The sequence below is a fragment of the Mycobacterium sp. Soil_C_30 genome (assembly GCF_057656995.1).
In genome coordinates this window covers 246286-262719 of sequence record NZ_JBDGJH010000002.1, presented here as the reverse complement: position 1 = coordinate 262719, position 16434 = coordinate 246286, and the positions used below count along the sequence as shown (strand labels likewise).

13 protein-coding genes are annotated in these 16434 nt (G+C 67.5%); 4 read left to right on the top strand and 9 right to left on the bottom strand.

Annotated features, from left to right (window positions below):
- Positions 1-25 precede the first annotated feature (25 nt).
- Positions 26-1204, top strand: coding sequence for an AAA family ATPase (locus AC3A6P_RS04170; RefSeq protein WP_487688754.1), 1179 nt, complete (start codon positions 26-28; stop codon positions 1202-1204).
- On the opposite strand, the gene AC3A6P_RS04165 is transcribed toward AC3A6P_RS04170, so the two are convergent.
- Positions 1170-2066, bottom strand: a complete 897-nt coding sequence (locus tag AC3A6P_RS04165) for an SDR family oxidoreductase (RefSeq protein WP_487688751.1) — start codon at positions 2064-2066, stop codon at positions 1170-1172. The two genes, AC3A6P_RS04170 and AC3A6P_RS04165, sit on opposite strands and share 35 nt — an antisense overlap.
- 29 nt (positions 2067-2095) lie before the next feature.
- Positions 2096-2740, bottom strand: coding sequence for a TetR/AcrR family transcriptional regulator (locus tag AC3A6P_RS04160; RefSeq protein ID WP_487688748.1), 645 nt, complete (start codon positions 2738-2740; stop codon positions 2096-2098).
- Positions 2741-2889: 149 nt separating this feature from the next.
- On the opposite strand from AC3A6P_RS04160, the gene AC3A6P_RS04155 reads away from it, so the two are divergent.
- Positions 2890-4374 (top strand): cytochrome P450, encoded by a 1485-nt coding sequence (locus AC3A6P_RS04155; RefSeq protein ID WP_487688744.1) that lies wholly within the window; start codon positions 2890-2892, stop codon positions 4372-4374.
- A gap of 22 nt (positions 4375-4396) precedes the next feature.
- Here the strand turns inward: AC3A6P_RS04155 and AC3A6P_RS04150 are convergent, their stop codons facing one another.
- From AC3A6P_RS04150 to AC3A6P_RS04120, 7 genes are all read right to left on the bottom strand, one after another.
- Positions 4397-4882 (bottom strand): homocitrate synthase, encoded by a 486-nt coding sequence (locus tag AC3A6P_RS04150; RefSeq protein WP_487688741.1) that lies wholly within the window; start codon positions 4880-4882, stop codon positions 4397-4399.
- Positions 4883-5048: 166 nt separating this feature from the next.
- The gene (locus tag AC3A6P_RS04145; RefSeq protein WP_487688738.1) at positions 5049-6116 is read right to left on the bottom strand and encodes a phosphotransferase family protein; all 1068 of its coding nucleotides are present in this window, start codon (positions 6114-6116) and stop codon (positions 5049-5051) included.
- An 82-nt stretch (positions 6117-6198) separates the two neighbouring features.
- The gene (locus AC3A6P_RS04140; protein WP_487688736.1) at positions 6199-7047 is read right to left on the bottom strand and encodes an SDR family NAD(P)-dependent oxidoreductase; all 849 of its coding nucleotides are present in this window, start codon (positions 7045-7047) and stop codon (positions 6199-6201) included.
- Position 7048: 1 nt separating this feature from the next.
- Positions 7049-8782, bottom strand: coding sequence for a ubiquinone-dependent pyruvate dehydrogenase (poxB, locus tag AC3A6P_RS04135; protein ID WP_487688733.1), 1734 nt, complete (start codon positions 8780-8782; stop codon positions 7049-7051).
- A 13-nt stretch (positions 8783-8795) separates the two neighbouring features.
- Positions 8796-10175, bottom strand: coding sequence for a FadR/GntR family transcriptional regulator (locus AC3A6P_RS04130; protein ID WP_487688731.1), 1380 nt, complete (start codon positions 10173-10175; stop codon positions 8796-8798).
- Positions 10176-12341 (bottom strand): acyl-CoA dehydrogenase family protein, encoded by a 2166-nt coding sequence (locus AC3A6P_RS04125; RefSeq protein WP_487688729.1) that lies wholly within the window; start codon positions 12339-12341, stop codon positions 10176-10178.
- A gap of 17 nt (positions 12342-12358) precedes the next feature.
- Entirely contained in the window at positions 12359-13117 is a 759-nt protein-coding gene (locus AC3A6P_RS04120; RefSeq protein WP_487688726.1) for an SDR family NAD(P)-dependent oxidoreductase, read from the bottom strand.
- Positions 13118-13299: 182 nt separating this feature from the next.
- Here AC3A6P_RS04120 and AC3A6P_RS04115 point away from each other — a divergent pair, with 182 nt between their 5' ends.
- On the top strand, positions 13300-14850 hold the full coding sequence (locus tag AC3A6P_RS04115) for a molybdopterin-dependent oxidoreductase (RefSeq protein ID WP_487688723.1): 1551 nt from the start codon (positions 13300-13302) through the stop codon (positions 14848-14850).
- Between the two features lie 20 nt (positions 14851-14870).
- Complete coding sequence (locus AC3A6P_RS04110; protein ID WP_487689376.1) at positions 14871-16391, top strand: ATP-dependent DNA ligase; 1521 nt, start codon at positions 14871-14873, stop codon at positions 16389-16391.
- The last annotated feature ends 43 nt before the right edge of the window (positions 16392-16434 follow it).

Genomic DNA, 16434 nt, shown 5'->3' with positions numbered 1-16434 from the left:
ACCGGTGATGGTTACCGTGGCAGTCATGTTGCACACCGTCGCCGTCCGGGGCTACCGATCCCTACGGGACGTCGCTCTGCCTCTGCAGCAGCTCACCGTCGTGACCGGCGCCAACGGCACCGGTAAATCGTCGTTGTACCGCGCCCTGCGGCTGCTGGCCGACTGCGGTCGCGGAGAGGTCATCGGCTCGCTGGCCAGGGAGGGTGGACTGCAGTCGGCGCTGTGGGCGGGCCCCGAGCAGACGAAGGGCGCGCGTCGCACCGGACGCACCGAAGGCACCACCCGAACCCGGTCGATCTCACTCGAAATGGGCTTCGCCGCAGATGATTTCGGCTACCTCGTCGACCTGGGCCTGCCCCAGATGGCGGGTATCCAGTCGGCTTTCGCCCGGGATCCGGAGATCAAGCGGGAGTCGGTGTTCGTGGGCCCGGCACCGCGCCCGAATTCGACGCTGGTGCGCCGTGGTGGTCCCCTGGCCGAGGCACGTTCGGAATCCGGGCGCGGCTTCGACCAACTGACCCGCGGCCTACCCACCTATCGCAGCGTTCTAGCGGAGTTCGCGCACCCCGGTGAGCTACCGGAGCTGTCCACGGTGCGAGATCGGTTGCGGTCCTGGCGTTTCTACGATGGTTTTCGTGTCGATGCCGCTGCGCCGGCGCGCCACCCGCAAGTGGGCACCCGGACCCCGGTGCTCGCTGACGACGGCAGCGATCTGGCCGCGGCCATCCAGACCATCATCGAGGCGGGGTCGGGATCCAATTCGGACGAACTGCACGCCACGTTCGCCGAGGCGTTCAACGGCGCCGGGGTCTCGGTGACGGCCACCGAAGGGCTCTTCGATCTCGCCGTGCACCAACCCGGAATGCTGCGTCCGCTGCGCGCCGCTGAGTTGTCGGACGGCACACTGCGTTTCCTGCTCTGGGCCGCTGCACTGCTGAGCCCCAGTCCGCCGTCGCTGATGGTGCTCAACGAGCCGGAGACATCACTACATCCCGACCTCGTTCGTCCCCTGGCCACCCTCATCCGTTCGGCGGCCAGGGTCACTCAGGTTCTGGTCGTCACACACTCGCGGTCGATGATCGATTTTCTCGACGAAGGCGAGCAGGAAACGGGACGCATCGAGTTCTTCAAGGACTGCGGTGAGACCCGGATCGTCGGGCAGACGCAACTCACCGCTCCGCCGTGGGATTGGGGTTCGCGGTGAGCGGCGGGGCGGTCGCCGGCTTGAGTACGCGGGTGAACACCGCATTCACTTGGCGCATCGCCACGCTGTACGGCCACCAGGCAACACGTTTGAACATGTACAGCGCCCGGATATCGGGTGAGGTGTAGACCAGGAAACGGTTCTTCCTGACTCCGGTCAGGATCCGCTCGGCGACATGTTCGGGTGAGACCGCGTGCCCGGAGAACCGATCCACCCACGGCGCCACCTTGGGGTGATCGCGGTCCACACCGGCGATCTCGACCGATTTCACCAGCGGGGTCTTCACCGCGCCGGGCACCACCACCGAGACCCCGATCCGGTACTTGGCCAGATCGAATCGCAACACCTCGGACAGCCCGCGCAGACCGTACTTGCTCGCGCTGTAGGCGGCGTGCCACGGCAACGCCACCAGTCCCGCGGCCGAGGACACGTTCACCAGGTGACCGCCCCGACGGGCGGCGACCATCGGCGGCACGAAAGTCTCGATGACGTGGATCGGGCCCATCAGGTTGATGTCGATCATCGACCGCCACTGCTGGTGGCTGAGTCGGTCCACAGTCCCCCAGGCCGAGACTCCGGCGATGTTGAACACCAGGTCCATCGGGGGGTGGGCAGCGTGGATATCGGTGGCGAACTGAGCCACGGCGTCGTAGTCGGAGATGTCGAGCGCGCGGTACGCGCGGACCTGCGCACCCAGTGCCCGGGCGTCGGCGACGGTCAGTTCCAGTCCCTCGGCGTCGCGGTCGGTCAGGAACAGCTCAGCGCCGTCGCGGGCCAGCCGCAGCGCAGTGGCGCGGCCGATACCACTGGCCGCCCCGGTGAGAAAACAACGCTTGTTCGCGAAATCGCCGAGCTCAGCCATAGGCGCGACCCTACCGACGCGACGCGGGCTCAGGCCGCAGCGCCGCCCCAGAAACCGTGCAGCCACAGCTGCTCGAGCACTGCGACCCCGCGTTGCAGGTCCCCCTCCGGGCCGATGAACGTCGAGTCGCCGGAGAGCATCCACGCGGTGGTGGCGCCGAGGGTGCGGACCAGCATCGGCAGGTCATCGCTGATGGGGTGGGCCGTCCCGGCGGCCACTTCGGCCGAGATGTTGGCGACGATCTGATTGATGATCGTGTCGATCTGGTCGTCGAGGATCTTGCGGATCTCCGCATCGGCGTTGCGGGCGATATTGCAGGCCGACATCACCGGGTCGTTGTGCGAGAAGACGACGACGGCACTGCCGACCATCCGCTTGGCGAATGCCGCCGGCGACTCGTCCTCTCCGCGGGCGGCGAAGAAATGGGTCAGTTCTTCGAGTTCCTGAGTGGCTTCGGCGAGGATCTGCGCCAGGACGGAGTACTTGGAGTCGAAGTAGAAGTAAAAGCCGGACCGGGCGACGCCGGCGCGGTCGCTGATGGCGCTGACCGACAGGTCGGCGAACGGGGTTTCCTCGAGCAGTTCCCGCACCGCCTTGACGATGGCGTGCCGCTGCCGGTCGCCGCGTCGGCGGGGGACGGAATCGCCCGGGTCGGACTGCTGGGGAACGCTCACGTTCTAACCATGCACCACACTTGCACTCGAATGAAACTTGACAGGCGTCAAGAAGGCCAGTGAATATGGAATAAGTGGCTCACGCCACACCGCATCGACATGGTCGATCGGTCACCAGCCCGCACGGAGCTTCTCGAGGAGTAGTGCCCATGCCCGCCACGATCAACACTTCCGACTACCTGATCGACCAGGCCAAACGCCGGCTGACGCCGACCATGAACAACCTCCCCGGTCTGGGAGTCGTCGAGAAGCGACTTCGTGAGCACGAGTTCAAGCAGTTCGTCCTGGCCGAGCCCCCTCCCGGCAGCGAGCTCAAACCGGTGATGGGTGATTCGGGCGTGCCGATCCTCGGGCACATGATCGAGACCTTCCGTGGTGGTCCCGACTACCTGTTGCAGGTGTACAAGAAGTTCGGCCCACTGCACTACGCGTACTCACCGGCGCTGCCCAGCGTCGTCGCTTTGGGCCCCGACGCCACGCAGGCGGTGTTCTCCAACCGCAACAAGGACTTCTCCCAGAAGGGCTGGGATCCGGTCATCGGTCCGTTCTTCAACCGCGGGCTGATGATGCTCGATTTCGAGGAACACATGTTCCATCGCCGCATCATGCAGGAAGCCTTCACCCGTACCCGGCTGTCCGGCTACGTCGAGCACATCGACAAGGTGGCCTCGCACGTCATCGCCAACGACTGGGTGGAGAACGATCCCCGCTTCCTGTTCTATCCGGCGGTCAAGGAACTGACCCTCGACATCGCGTCGGTGGTGTTCATGGGCCATGAGCCCGGCAGCGACAAAGAACTGGTCACCAAGGTCAACGACGCGTTCACCATGACCACCCGCGCCGGCGGCGCCATCATCCGCACCGGGCTGCCGCCGTTCAAGTGGTGGCGCGGGCTGCAGGCCCGCAAGGTCCTCGACAATTATTTCGAGGAACGGGTCAAGGAACGCCGCCGCGCCCAGGGCACCGACATGCTCACGGTGCTGTGCCACACCGAGGACGAGGACGGCAACCGCTTCACCGACCAGGACATCGTGAACCACATGATCTTCCTGATGATGGCGGCGCACGATACGTCGACGTCCACGCTGACCACCATGGCGTACCACCTGGCCGCCAATCAGGACTGGCAGGACCGCTGCCGCGAAGAGTGTGACCGCCTCGGCGACGGGCCGCTCGACATCGAGGCGCTGGAGAAGCTCGAAACTCTCGATCTGGTGATCAACGAGTCACTGCGCCTGGTGACGCCGCTGCCGTTCAACGTCCGGTCGACCGTGCGGGACACCGAGCTGCTCGGCCACTTCATTCCCGCCAACACCAACGTGGTGACCTGGCCGTCGGTCAACCACCATCTGCCCGAGCTGTGGACCGATCCGGAGAAGTTCGATCCGGCCCGCTTCGCCGAGCCGCGCAACGAGCACAAGCAGCACCGCTACGCGTTCGCGCCGTTCGGCGGTGGCGCGCACAAGTGCATCGGCATGGTGTTCGGCCAGCTGGAGATCAAGACGGTGATGCACCGCCTGCTGCGCCGCTACCGGCTCGAGCCGCCGCGTCCCGGATACAAGGCCCGATTGGACTACGGCGGCATGCCGGTGCCGATGGACGGCATGCCGGTCACCCTGCGGCCGATCTACTGAGGGCCGCGACCCCGGTGGTCGCTTAGCCGTTCGCCAGTCGGTTGGCGCACGCGATGACCGCGCGCAGCGCCGACTGGGTGGCGTCTTCGGCCCACGCCATCGCCCACTCGTCGTGCACGCCGTCGGTCCCGCGGATGAAGGTCACGGTGTCGCGACCCATCTGCCGTTGGTGGAAGTTGAGCATTTCGAGGCCGAAGCCGCGCTCGTGGAGCATGGCGGTCATCGCGGCGATGGGTCCCGGGGCCGACGCGCTGGCCGTGCTGGTGTGACCCCCGATGGTGAAGGTCGCCTGGTACGTACGCGGCCCGAGCCACCGGGAGACGCCGCGCTGATCGGTGCACTCCCAGTGGCTCAGCTCCAGCGGGCCCGCGCTGTGCCCGTAGGCGGCCAGGAAACCGTCCCAGGACATGTCCTCGGCCTGCTCACGGAGTCCGAGCGGCAGCGGGGCCCGGGACAGGTCGAGGCAGAGTGCGGGGGTGGCGGTGTTCGCGGTGATGTGTGCGGTCATGTCGGTCTTTTCGACTCGGAGGGAGACGACCGACAGGTAGTAGCTTCCGACCCACAGCGGGGGGTCGGTCTGGATCAGACCCCGCTGCGGGGAGCTACTACGAGAATGTGATGCACGGACGCGACACTAGCGGGTGCTCGCGTGGTCCCGCAACCGGTTTCGCGCCTCACACGAAAGGCTGATCGCCGGCGGCCACCCGGCGGCCGAGCTGGATCAGGTTGGCCGCGTTGTCGTGCAGGCGTTCGCCTGCGTCCCGGTCGGCCAGCCCGGCCAGATACCGCGCATAGGTCCCCTCGATCACGATCGCGAGCTTGAAGCACGCCAGCGCGATGTACCAGTCGAGCCGGTCGGTGGCGCGCCCGCCCGCGGCGCGGTACGCATCGATGATCTCGCCGCGGCTGGGCAGCCCCCCGAGCGCGGCGAGTTCGGACCCGGCATTGATGGGGTCCGGGTCGTCGGGCCAGCACACCAGGATCCAGCCGAGATCCAACAGGGGGTCACCGACGGTGCACATCTCCCAGTCGACGAAGGCGGCCACCTCCGGTGTCTCCCGCCGCAGCAGCACATTGTTCAGATGCGCGTCGCCGTGCATGATCCCGGGTTCGGCATCGGGGGGCCGGTTGTCCTGCAACCACTGCGCCAGAGATCCGACCTCGGGCAGCGAATCCGGAGAATAGCCACCGAGTTTGCGGTAGCTGTCGAGCAGGCTGAGGAAACCCGGCACCTGACGGCCCAGGAACGACCCCGGCTTGTGCAGCCGTTGCAGCGGAAGCCCCCGCCACCGGGCCTGTCCCAGACGCGCGAGGTCGGCGGCGTAGTTGAGCCCCACCTGATGCCGCATGCCCGCGTCGTGGATGTATGCGTCGGTGACCTCCGTACCCGGGTTGAAGCCGTCCACATCCTCCATCAGGTAGAACACCACCCCGAGGACATCGAGATCTTCACAGGCCCGGACGAACCTGGGATGCGGGACACCACTGTCGGCCAGCGTGGTCAGCACCGCGATCTCGCGTTGCATCGTGCGGTCGCTGTTGGGACGCGGATGCAGCGGCGGCCGCCGCAACACCAGGGTGCGCCCGTCGACCAGGACGCGCACCACGACGTTCTGCGTGCCGCCGGTCAGCGGTTCGACATCCGTGATGTCGTTACCGATGCCCTCGGCGCGCAGCCAATCGCCCAGGGCGTCCAGGCGCGTCGGTGACCACGGGTCGGCGTCATTCGAAGTCGAGGGCACGTCACTTTCTTACGTGAGCGAACCCCGCCCGGTCGGAAAATAGTGAAAGTGGTCGGCCCTCAGCGGGTTCCGGTGAACCGGATCAGCGCACCACGGCCGGGTGCGGCACCCTCGGCGAGCCGAGGATCTCCCGGTGCGAAGCCGGTCTGCGACCGTCCTCGTCGGTGATGCCGTAGCGCTGCGCGAGTTCGGCGCCGATCAACGTCTGGCCGCTGATCTCGGCGAGATCGGGATCGTGGTAGAGCGCATTCACCAAATGCCCGGTGAACTCCGGAGTTTCGGCGTGCTCGGCGAACTCGGCAAGGCCGTGCGGATTTCCCTCGAAGGCCCGGCGCAGCTTCTCGGTCAGCAGGATGCCCATCCAGATCGACACCACCGCAACACCGGTGCCGCGGAAATCCACCGCCATGTCAGCCGCCAACTTGTCCACGCCGGCCTTCTGCGCACCATAGGCAGGACCATGCATATAGCAGACCGACCCGGGCGACGAGGTGAACACGATCAGGCCCCGGTCCTGGCCCACCATCAACCGCGCCGCGTGCCAGGACGCGACGTAGCCGGACCGCAACCCGACGTCCAGCACGTCGGCCAACCCGATCGGTTTCTCCCAGAAGGGTGCGGGGTTGGTCAGATCCTCGTGGATGGCAGCGGCGTTGTTCACCAACAGATCCAGCCGACCCGACTCCTCGGCCACCCGCGCGAACAGCTGTCCCACCGACTCGTCGTCGGCGTGGTCGACACGGACCGGCACACCGTCACCGCCGGCCGCCGACACCTGGGCGGCGGTGGCCTCGATGGTGGTACGCCGGCCCGATTTCGCATCGGAGCGACCGGTCACGTAGACGCGCCATCCCGCGGCTCCCAGCGCTGCGGCGATACCCCGCCCCGCTCCCCTGCTGGCGCCGGTGACCACCGCTGTCTTGCGGTGCATGTCAGTCGAGCAGTCGTCGCGCGACGTTGGTGCTCACGAGGTCGAGCAGCTCGTCCGCGCGGCCGGCGAGGATGGTGCGAATGGCGTACAGGGAGAACCCCTTTGCCTGCTCGACGGTGATCGCGGGGGGGATGGACAGTTCCTGGCGGGCGGTGACCACATCGATCACCGCAGGACCGGGGTGGGCGAACGCGTCGCGCAACGCTGCGTCGAGGTCGCCGGGGCGTTCGACGCGGCGACCGAACATTCCCATGGCCTGCGCGACGGCCGCGAAGTTCGGGTTCTCCAGCTCGGTGCCGAAGTTCACGATGCCCGCTGCCTTCATCTCCAACTCGACGAAGTTCAGCGACGAGTTGTTGAACACCACCAGCTTGACCGGCAGCTTGTTCTGCATCAGGGTGATCAGCTCACCGAAGAGCATCGTCAGCCCGCCGTCACCGGCGAACGCCACCACCTGGCGGCCGCGGTCGGTGGTCTGGGCGCCGATGGCCAGCGGCAGCGCGCACGCCATGGTGCCGTGATTGAAGGAACCGAGCAGTCGCCGCCTGCCGTTCATCTGCAGATAACGCGCCGCCCAGACCACCGGGGAACCCACGTCGACGGTGAAGATCGCGTCGTCACTGGCCAGCTGACTGGTCAGGGCGGCAAGGTATTCCGGCCGGATCGGCGTCTTGTCCCGATCGTTGACCGCCAACGCGTCCAACGACTTGCGGGTTCTGCGGTAGTGCGCAAGGCAACGCTGCAGATGGGTGTCGTCGGTTTTCCGGGTGAGCAGAGGCGCCAACGCGGCCAGTGTGTCGGCCACCGTGCCCACCAGGGCGAGGTCGACGGGAGTTCGGCGGCCGATGTTGCGGCCCCGGATGTCGACCTGGATGACGGTGGCGTTGTCGGGATAGAACTGTTGATACGGAAAGTCGGTGCCCAGCATCAGCAGGACATCGGCTTCTTTGATCGCCTTGTAGCCGGACGCGAAGCCGAGCAGCCCCGTCATCCCGACGTCGTAGGGGTTGTCGTACTCGATGTACTCCTTACCCCTGAGCGCATGCACCACGGGTGCCTGCAACGTGGCGCACAGCTGCAGCAGCGCCTCGTGCGCACCCGCGACGCCCGCTCCGCCCAGAATGGTGATGTTGTTGGCGCAGTTGAGGATCGAGGCAGCGCGGGCCAGTGCGTCGTCATCGGGTCGCACCACCGAACTGGTGGGCAACACCGGCGCGGCCCACGGCGAGATGTCCGCCTTGGCGTTGAACACCTCCCCGGGGACGACGACGACAGCCACCCCGTTCTCCTCGACGGCGGCCCGCATGGCCATGGACAGGATGCGGGGCAGCATCTCCGGGGTGCTGACCAGTTCGCAGTAGACGCTGCACTCCTTGAACAACTCCTGCGGATGCGTCTCCTGGAAGTACTCGGATCCGATCTCGGTCCGCGGGATGTGGGCAGCCAGCGCCAGGACGGGAACACGGCTGCGTTGCGCATCGAACAGGCCGTTGATCAGATGCAGGTTGCCAGGGCCACAGCTGCCCGCGCACACCGCGAGCCGGCCGGTCACCGCGGCATCGGCGGCCGCGGCGAAGGCGGCCGCTTCCTCGTGACGGACGTGCTCCCAGGTGACTTCGGGTGCACGCCGGATCGCGTCGGTCAGCCCGTTGAGACTGTCACCGGGCAGTCCGTACACCCGGCGCACCCCGCTGCTCTGCAACGCTGAGATGACGTGATCGGCAACTGTGGTCATCGCACCAGCGTAGCTACCACCACCAGGAGGACAGCGCTTCGAGGTGACGTCGGCACCGGTGCCGGGCGATGCTGGTGTCGCCGTCGGTGATGGCCTCGATGATGCGGGCGTGCGCCCGGTGCACCTCGGCGGCGTCCTCGGCTCCCGGCATGGGATTCATGGTGGAACCCCAGTGCCTGCGGAAGAGCTCGACGAGAATACGCAGGTACAGGTTCAGGACCCGATTTCCGGCCCGCTCGGCGAGGTCGGTGTGGAAGTAGAACTCCGCGAGCCCGGCTTCCCTGGGATCGTGGTGGTCGACGACCGGGGGCTGCTCGGTGAGGAAGCGGACGACATCGGGGTCGTGGCGACGCTGAACCAGCCGCGCGACGTTGCTGATCTCGATGGCATCGCGGACCAGGCTCAGGTCCCCGCGGCTGGGTTTGCGGTATTCCAGGTACAAGGCCACGGCATCGACGCTGGCGCGGTGTACGGGCTCGGTGATGAACAACCCTCCACCCGGCCCGCGGCGCATGCGCGCGACAGAATGGTATTCGAGTATCCGAACAGCTTCGCGCAGAACAGATCTGCTGACCCGATAGCGTTCGAGCAGCTCGGTTTCAGTGCCGAACAATGTCGCTGTCGGCCACCCTCTGGCGGCGATGTCGTCATGGATGGCCGAGGCCACCACTTCGGCCAGCTTCTCCTGCGCGCCGACGGTCACCGGCGCATCGTCGGTCCCGCGCCCAGGCACGTGGTGGCGGCGCAACCAGGCCGCCACCCCCGCCACGTGCTTGCCGGTCAGGGTTTGTGCCGCGGCGGCGTCACCGGCTGCCACCGCCTCCACGATCCGGGCGTGGTCGGCGGTCAACCGCTCGACGGCCGATGCGATCTTTTCCTGCGGCGCTTGCGATTCGACCGCGTACCGCGCGGTCAGACGAATCAGTACGTCGATGAACAACGCGAGCACGGGGTTGCCGGTCAACTCACCCAGCACGGGGTGAAACTCCTCGACCACCGAACGCAGCCGCGCTATGCCGGCCTCGTCGATCTGCCGCGCGGCCAACTCGGCGGCCAGCGGCTCGAGCACCAGCCGGGCATCGAGTAGTTCGTCGATCGTCACGCCGAGATACTCGAGATAGATCACCACCGCGCGCGTGGCCGGTGCGGCGTCCGGGGCCACCACGATCAGCCCGCCGCCCGGGCCTCGCCGCATCCGGGCCACTTGATGGTGCTCGACCAGCCGGACGGCTTCGCGCAACACCGATCGACTGACCCCGTACTGCTGTTGCAGCGCGTGCTCGGAGCCCAGCGATTCGCCGACCGGCCAGCCGCGGCGGATGACGTCCGCCTCGATCTGGCGAGCCACCTGGGCCGCTTTGCCGGGCCGTTCGTCGTCGGGATCCGGACGCACCTACTTGATCAGCGGATCGCGCGGCATCCCGAGGATCCGTTCCGCAATCTGATTGCGGGACACTTCCGAGGTGCCGCCGGCGATCGCCATACCTCGTGCCCCCAGGGTCATCAGGTTCACCATCGCCGCCGAGCCGTCCATCAGCGCGGCATCGGCCCCGAGAAGCGCCGACGAGATCGCGGCGTGCTCGCCCATGTGCTCGGCGAGTTTGAGTTTGGTGATGTTGCCTTCGGGCCCCGGCCCGGCGCCTTCGATGCTGCGCACCGCCCGGCGCAGATTGAGCAACCGCATCGCGTGATCGTCGGCCAGGTAGTTGCCCACCCGGATCCGCACGCCTGCCACCCGGTCTGCGTGTTTGTCGGCCAGCGGCACCAACGCGGCGGCCGCGATCTCGCTGACGCCGGACCCGCCGCCGATGCTCACGCGCTCGTTGCCCAGGGTCGCGCGGGCCACCGTCCACCCGGTGTTCGGCTCCCCCACCACGTCCTCGTCGGGAACGAACACGTCGTTGAAGAACACCTCGTTGAACTCCGAGCCACCGCTGATCATCCGCAACGGCCGGATCTCGACCCCCGGCGCTTTCATATCGATGATCACCGTGGTGATACCGGCATGCTTGGGAACATCGAAATCGGTTCGTACCGTGGCCAATCCACGCCGGCAGTAGTGCGCACCGCTGGTCCACACCTTCTGCCCGTTGATCTTCCAGCCGCCGTCGACGCGGGTGGCGCGGGTCTTGATGCCCGCGGCGTCCGACCCGGCGTCCGGCTCGGAGAACAGCTGGCACCAGATCTCTTCTTTACGCAACGCGCGAGCAACGAAACGTTCGATCTGCGAGGGCGTTCCGTGCTGGACAAGGGTGAGGATCACCCAGCCGGTGATGGAGTAGTCGGGTCGTTTGATGCCCGCGGCGGCGAACTCCTCTTCGATGACCAACTGAGCGACGGCGTCTGCGGCCCGCCCCCATGGCCTGGGCCAGTGCGGCATCACATAACCGGTCTCGATCAGCTTGTCCAGCTGGTCCTGGTCGGCCAGCTTGGCGATCTCGGCGGCGTCGGAGCGGATCTGGGCACGCAGTTCCTCGGCCTCGGCGGGCAGGTCGAGGCTGTTGGCCCGGGTGACACCCACGGCGGTCAACGCGAACACATCAGCCGCGGGCCCGTCACCGCCCAGCACGGCGCGCAGCACCAACGCCCGCCGCAGATGCAGGTGCGCGTCGTGCTCCCAGGTGAATCCGATGCCGCCGTGCACCTGGATGTTCAGTTCGGCGTTACGCACATAGGCGGGCAGTGCCTGGGCGGCGGCTGCCGCGGCGATCAACTGGAACGCCTGCTCGTCCTCGGAGCTGGCTCGGGCGGCATCCCACACCAGTGCCACCGCGGATTCCGCGGCGACGATCATGTTGGCGCAGTGGTGCTTGATGGCCTGGAATGTGGCGATGGTGCGGCCGAATTGCTGGCGCACCTTGGCGTACTCGACCGCCGATTCCACGCAGTCACCTGCGCCGCCGACGGCTTCGGCGGCGAACAGGACCCGGGCGCGCGCGAGAGCCGCCGCCCGCGCACCGGCCAGGACGTCGTCGTCGGAGACATCGACGTCGTCGAGCACCACCCGTCCGGACCGCCGGGTCGGATCCAGGTTGTCGGGAACGTCGACGCTGATCCCGGCGCGGCCGCGGTCGAGCACCAGCACGTCGTCGCCGACGGCCAGCACCAGCAGGTCGGCTAGCCTGGCGCCGAGCACCACACCGGCTGAGCCGCTGACGCGGCCCCCGTCCAGGGTGAGGTCACCGCCGAAGCCCACACCGGCGAGCAGGGAGCCGTCGGTCAACCCCGGGAGCAAACGGCTTTTCTGGTCGGCGGAACCGGCATGGTCCACCACAGCGGATGCCACCACGGTCGGGACGAACGGGCCGGGGGCCACCGCCCTACCCAGCTCCTCGATCACCACCACCAATTCGGGCAAACCGTAACCGGACCCGCCGTATGCCTCGTCGACGTGCAATCCGAGCCAGCCCAACTGAGCGAGATCGTTCCAGAACAGCGGCCGGGGCTCGTCGGGCGAATCGAGCAGCTCGCGCGCGGCGGCCCTGACTTTCTGTGCGGTGAGGAATCCCCGCGCGACCTCACTGAGCTCGCGATGGTCGTCGGTGAGAGCGATAGCCATGAAAAGAGTGTACTGATTTACTTCGGGGCGAACCGCTGACCCGCATCGAGGCGTAGGCACTGCCCGTTGAGCATCGGGTTCTCCACGATCGCGGTGACCAACTTGCCGTACTCCTCGGGGCGGCCCAGCCGCTTCGGGAAGGCGGCGTCCTTGGTCAGTGCGGTGGCGAACTCATCGGGGATGCCCTTGGTCAATCCGGTGGCGAACAGGCTCGGGGCGATGGCGAGCACCCGGATCCCCACCGAGCCCAGGTCACGGGCCATGGTCAGGCACATCCCGGCGATCCCGGCCTTCGCCGCGGTGTAGGCCACCTGGCCGATCTGACCCTCGAACGCGGCGATCGAGGCCGTGTTGATGATGACGCCGCGCTCCTCGTCTTCCGGCTCGTTCTTCGCCATGTGCGACGCGGCGAGACGGCTGATGTTGAACGTCGCGATGAGGTTGAGGTCGATGGTCTTACGGAACGAATCCAGACTGTGCACACCGGCCTTGCCCAGCGTCCGCTCGCCGATGCCACCGCCGGCGGTCGTGACGATCACATGCAGGCCACCCAGGCCGTCGACGGCAGCGGCCAGCGCTTCCTCGGTTCCGTCGAAATCCGTCACGTCCACGGCATGGAACTCACCGCCGAGGGCGCTGGCGACGTCCTTGCCGTCGGAACCCTCACGGTCCAGGATCGCCACGCTGGCGCCCTTGGCCGCCAGCAGCTCCGCCGATGCCCGGCCCATACCGGAGGCACCGCCGACGACGATCGCCTTCTTGCCGTTGATTTCCATTGAAGAACCCTTCCTGGCGTGGTTGAGTTACAAACTTAGCTTGCCGTGTCACGTCTGGGAACCCGGCGCCGCTACCTGCGCCCACTGATTGAGTGTCAGGTTCTCGCGGTTGCCGGGGCGTGTCACCGTTTCTTCACGGGTCGCTGACACCGGACCGCCCGTGGCGCGGGTAGCTTGACGGCATGGCTGCTCCCGCGCCCGGCACGCGGATGATGAGCGGTATCGCCGCCGCCGCGGTTGCTCTCGGCGTGGCCCAACTCGCGGCGATTCCGTTCGGTTCATCGGCGGATGTCCGCAATGCGGTCGGGTCCACCGTCGTCGACCTGACCCCCGGCCCGGTCAAGGAATGGGCGATCCAGACTTTCGGGACCTCGGACAAGTTGTTCCTCGGCGCGGCGGTACTGGCCGTGATCGCCGTGATCGCCGCGGTCACCGGTTCGGCCGAGACCCCGCGCCGACCGGTCGGCAGCATCGCCATCGGGCTGGCCGGTATCGCCGGCTGTGCCGCGGTGTTGTCCCGCGCCGATACCGACATCCTCGACATCCTGCCGACACTCGTGGGCACCGCATGCGGTATCGCGGTGCTGCGGCTGCTGACCTCCGGCCGGATCACCAACGGGGAGCAGGACCCTGGCGACTCCCCCGCCGTCGACCCGGGCAGACGACTGTCTCTGGTGACCCTCGGCCTGCTCGGCTTCGGAGTGCTCTCGGGAGTGGTCGGCTCGATTCTCACCCGCAGGGTGCACTCCGTCGAGGAGGACCGGTCGACGTTCGCGGTGCCCCGGCCCCGAGTGAGCGCGCCGCCGATACCCCCTGAGGTGCAACCAGCCGGCGTCGAGCTGCCCAGCTTCGTCACCGGCAACGACGACTTCTACCGCATCGACACCGCGCTGAGCGTTCCCCAACTGGCCAGGGAGAAGTGGGCGCTGCGGATTCACGGCATGGTGGACCGCGAGATCACCCTCAGCTTCGACGATCTCAGCCGTTTCGAACTCGTCGAGAAGGTGGTGACGCTGGCGTGTGTGTCCAATCCCGTTGGCGGTGACCTTATCTCGAACGCCGTGTGGACCGGCTACCGGGTGCGCGACCTGCTTCGCGACGCCGGCGTCCACGCCGACGCCGACATGGTGTTGTCGACGTCCTCGGACGGCTTCACCGCCGGCACCCCCGTCGAGGCGTTGACCGATGACCGCGACGCCCTGCTGGCCATCACCATGAACGGTGAACCCCTGCCGGCCCGGCACGGTTACCCGGCCCGACTGGTGGTGCCGGGGCTCTACGGCTACGTGTCCGCGACGAAATGGGTGGTGGACCTCGAACTGACCCGTTTCGACCGGGCCGAGGCGTACTGGACCAGGCTGGGCTGGGCGCCGCGGGGACCCATCAAGACCGAATCCCGCATCGATGTTCCGCGCAGCGGGCAGGAGGTGCCCAAGGGCGCCGTCACATTCGGCGGGGTGGCGTGGGCGCAGAACCGCGGCGTGCGGAACGTGGAAGTCCGGATCGACGGACCTGCGGGCCAGGGCATCTGGCAACCAGCTCAGCTGGGGGCCAGCTATTCGGGCGAGACCTGGCGGTTGTGGAGTTTCCCCTGGCAGGCCACCACCGAAGGGCTGTACACCATCACGGTGCGCGCCACGGACAACACCGGCGAAACCCAAACCGAGGAACAGGCTGGTGTGCTCCCCGACGGCGCGACCGGCTGGCACGAAGTCTCGTTTTCAGTACGTTGACTCTTCAGTACGTTGACATGGTGCTGCTCGTAGACGTCGCCACCGCCTCCGCCGACGTGGGTGCCACCTCGGCGCGACTGGCCAAGATCAGCCGAATCGCCGACCTGTTGCGCGGTTGCGGCGCATCCGAGGTCGCCATCGTGGTGTCCTGGCTCTCCGGTGAGCTGCCCCAGCGCCAGATCGGAGTGGGCTGGGCGGCGTTGCGTTCACTGCCGCCACCGGCGCAGGAGCCCGCCCTGACGGTGGCCGAGGTGGACGCCGCGTTCAGCGAGATCGGCGCCATTGCGGGCAAGGGCTCCCAGGCGCGCCGGTCCGCCGCCGTGGCCGCCCTGTTCGGCGCCGCCTCGGAGATGGAGCAGACGTTCCTGAGACGGCTGCTCAGCGGCGAGCTGCGCCAGGGCGCGCTGGTGGGCGTCATGGCCGATGCCGTGGCCAAGGCCTCCGGCCTGCCCGCGACAGAGGTACGCCGTGCGGCCATGGTGGGCGGCGCGCTACCCGCCGTCGCGGCCGCGGCATTGACCGGCAGCAGCGAGGCACTGGCCGAATTCCGGCTCACAGTGGGCCACCCCGTCGGTCCCATGCTGGCCCAGACCGCCACCGGAGTCGCCGAGGCCATCGACAAACTGGGCGGCACAGCACTTTTCGAGGCGAAGCTGGACGGCGCACGGGTGCAGATCCATCGCGACGGTGATCAGGTGACGGTGTACACCCGCAGCCTCGATGACGTCACCGCCCGGCTGCCCGAAGTCGTCGAGGCCACCCTTGCGTTGCCGGTCAGCTCTCTGATCGCCGACGGCGAGGCCATTGCACTGCGCCCGGACGGGCGCCCGCACCGATTTCAGGTCACCGCATCCAGATTCGGCCGGGCCGAACGTTCCGATCAACCACTGTCGGTGTTCTTCTTCGATCTGCTGCACCTCGACGGCGTCGATCTGATGGACCGGCCGGCGATGGATCGCGCCGCCGCCCTGGACTCCGTGATACCCGGACAGTTCCGGGTGGACCGCTTGATCACTTCCGATGTGCAAGCGGCGCAACAGTTCTTGGACGCCACCCTGGCGGCGGGTCATGAAGGTGTGATGGCCAAGTCGCCGTCTGCACCGTATGAGGCGGGCCGCCGTGGCGCGGGATGGCTCAAGGTCAAGCCGGTGCACACCCTGGACCTGGTGGTGCTGGCCGTCGAATGGGGATCGGGTCGGCGCCGCGGCAAGCTGAGCAACATCCACCTCGGCGCCCGAGATCCGGCCGGTGATGGATTCATCATGCTGGGCAAAACCTTCAAGGGCATGACGGACGCGATGCTCGACTGGCAGACCGCGCGGTTCCTCGAACTCGCCGTGGGACCCACCAACGGTTACGTCGTCACGCTGCGGCCCGAACAGGTGGTCGAGATCGCCCTCGACGGCGTGCAAACCTCGACCCGCTATCCGGGCGGCATGGCCTTGCGCTTCGCCCGCGTTCTGCGGTACCGCGACGACAAATCCCCTGCCGAGGCCGACACCATCGACACCGTGCGCGCGCTGTACCAACGCAGCGACTAGGTCGACCGGTCTGAAGATCAACCCGCGCGTTTCGCCCAATCGG

What these genes read in the sequence shown, in the direction of transcription:
- AC3A6P_RS04165 (WP_487688751.1), bottom strand. Translation starts at nt 2,066, where the DNA reads ATGGCTGAGCTCGGCGATTTCGCGAACAAGCGTTGTTTTCTCACCGGG.
- AC3A6P_RS04120 (WP_487688726.1), bottom strand. Translation starts at nt 13,117, where the DNA reads ATGGAAATCAACGGCAAGAAGGCGATCGTCGTCGGCGGTGCCTCCGGT.
- poxB (WP_487688733.1), bottom strand. Translation starts at nt 8,782, where the DNA reads ATGACCACAGTTGCCGATCACGTCATCTCAGCGTTGCAGAGCAGCGGG.
- AC3A6P_RS04170 (WP_487688754.1), top strand. Translation starts at nt 26, where the DNA reads ATGTTGCACACCGTCGCCGTCCGGGGCTACCGATCCCTACGGGACGTC.
- AC3A6P_RS04115 (WP_487688723.1), top strand. Translation starts at nt 13,300, where the DNA reads ATGGCTGCTCCCGCGCCCGGCACGCGGATGATGAGCGGTATCGCCGCC.
- AC3A6P_RS04150 (WP_487688741.1), bottom strand. Translation starts at nt 4,882, where the DNA reads ATGACCGCACACATCACCGCGAACACCGCCACCCCCGCACTCTGCCTC.
- AC3A6P_RS04155 (WP_487688744.1), top strand. Translation starts at nt 2,890, where the DNA reads ATGCCCGCCACGATCAACACTTCCGACTACCTGATCGACCAGGCCAAA.
- AC3A6P_RS04140 (WP_487688736.1), bottom strand. Translation starts at nt 7,047, where the DNA reads ATGCACCGCAAGACAGCGGTGGTCACCGGCGCCAGCAGGGGAGCGGGG.
- AC3A6P_RS04125 (WP_487688729.1), bottom strand. Translation starts at nt 12,341, where the DNA reads ATGGCTATCGCTCTCACCGACGACCATCGCGAGCTCAGTGAGGTCGCG.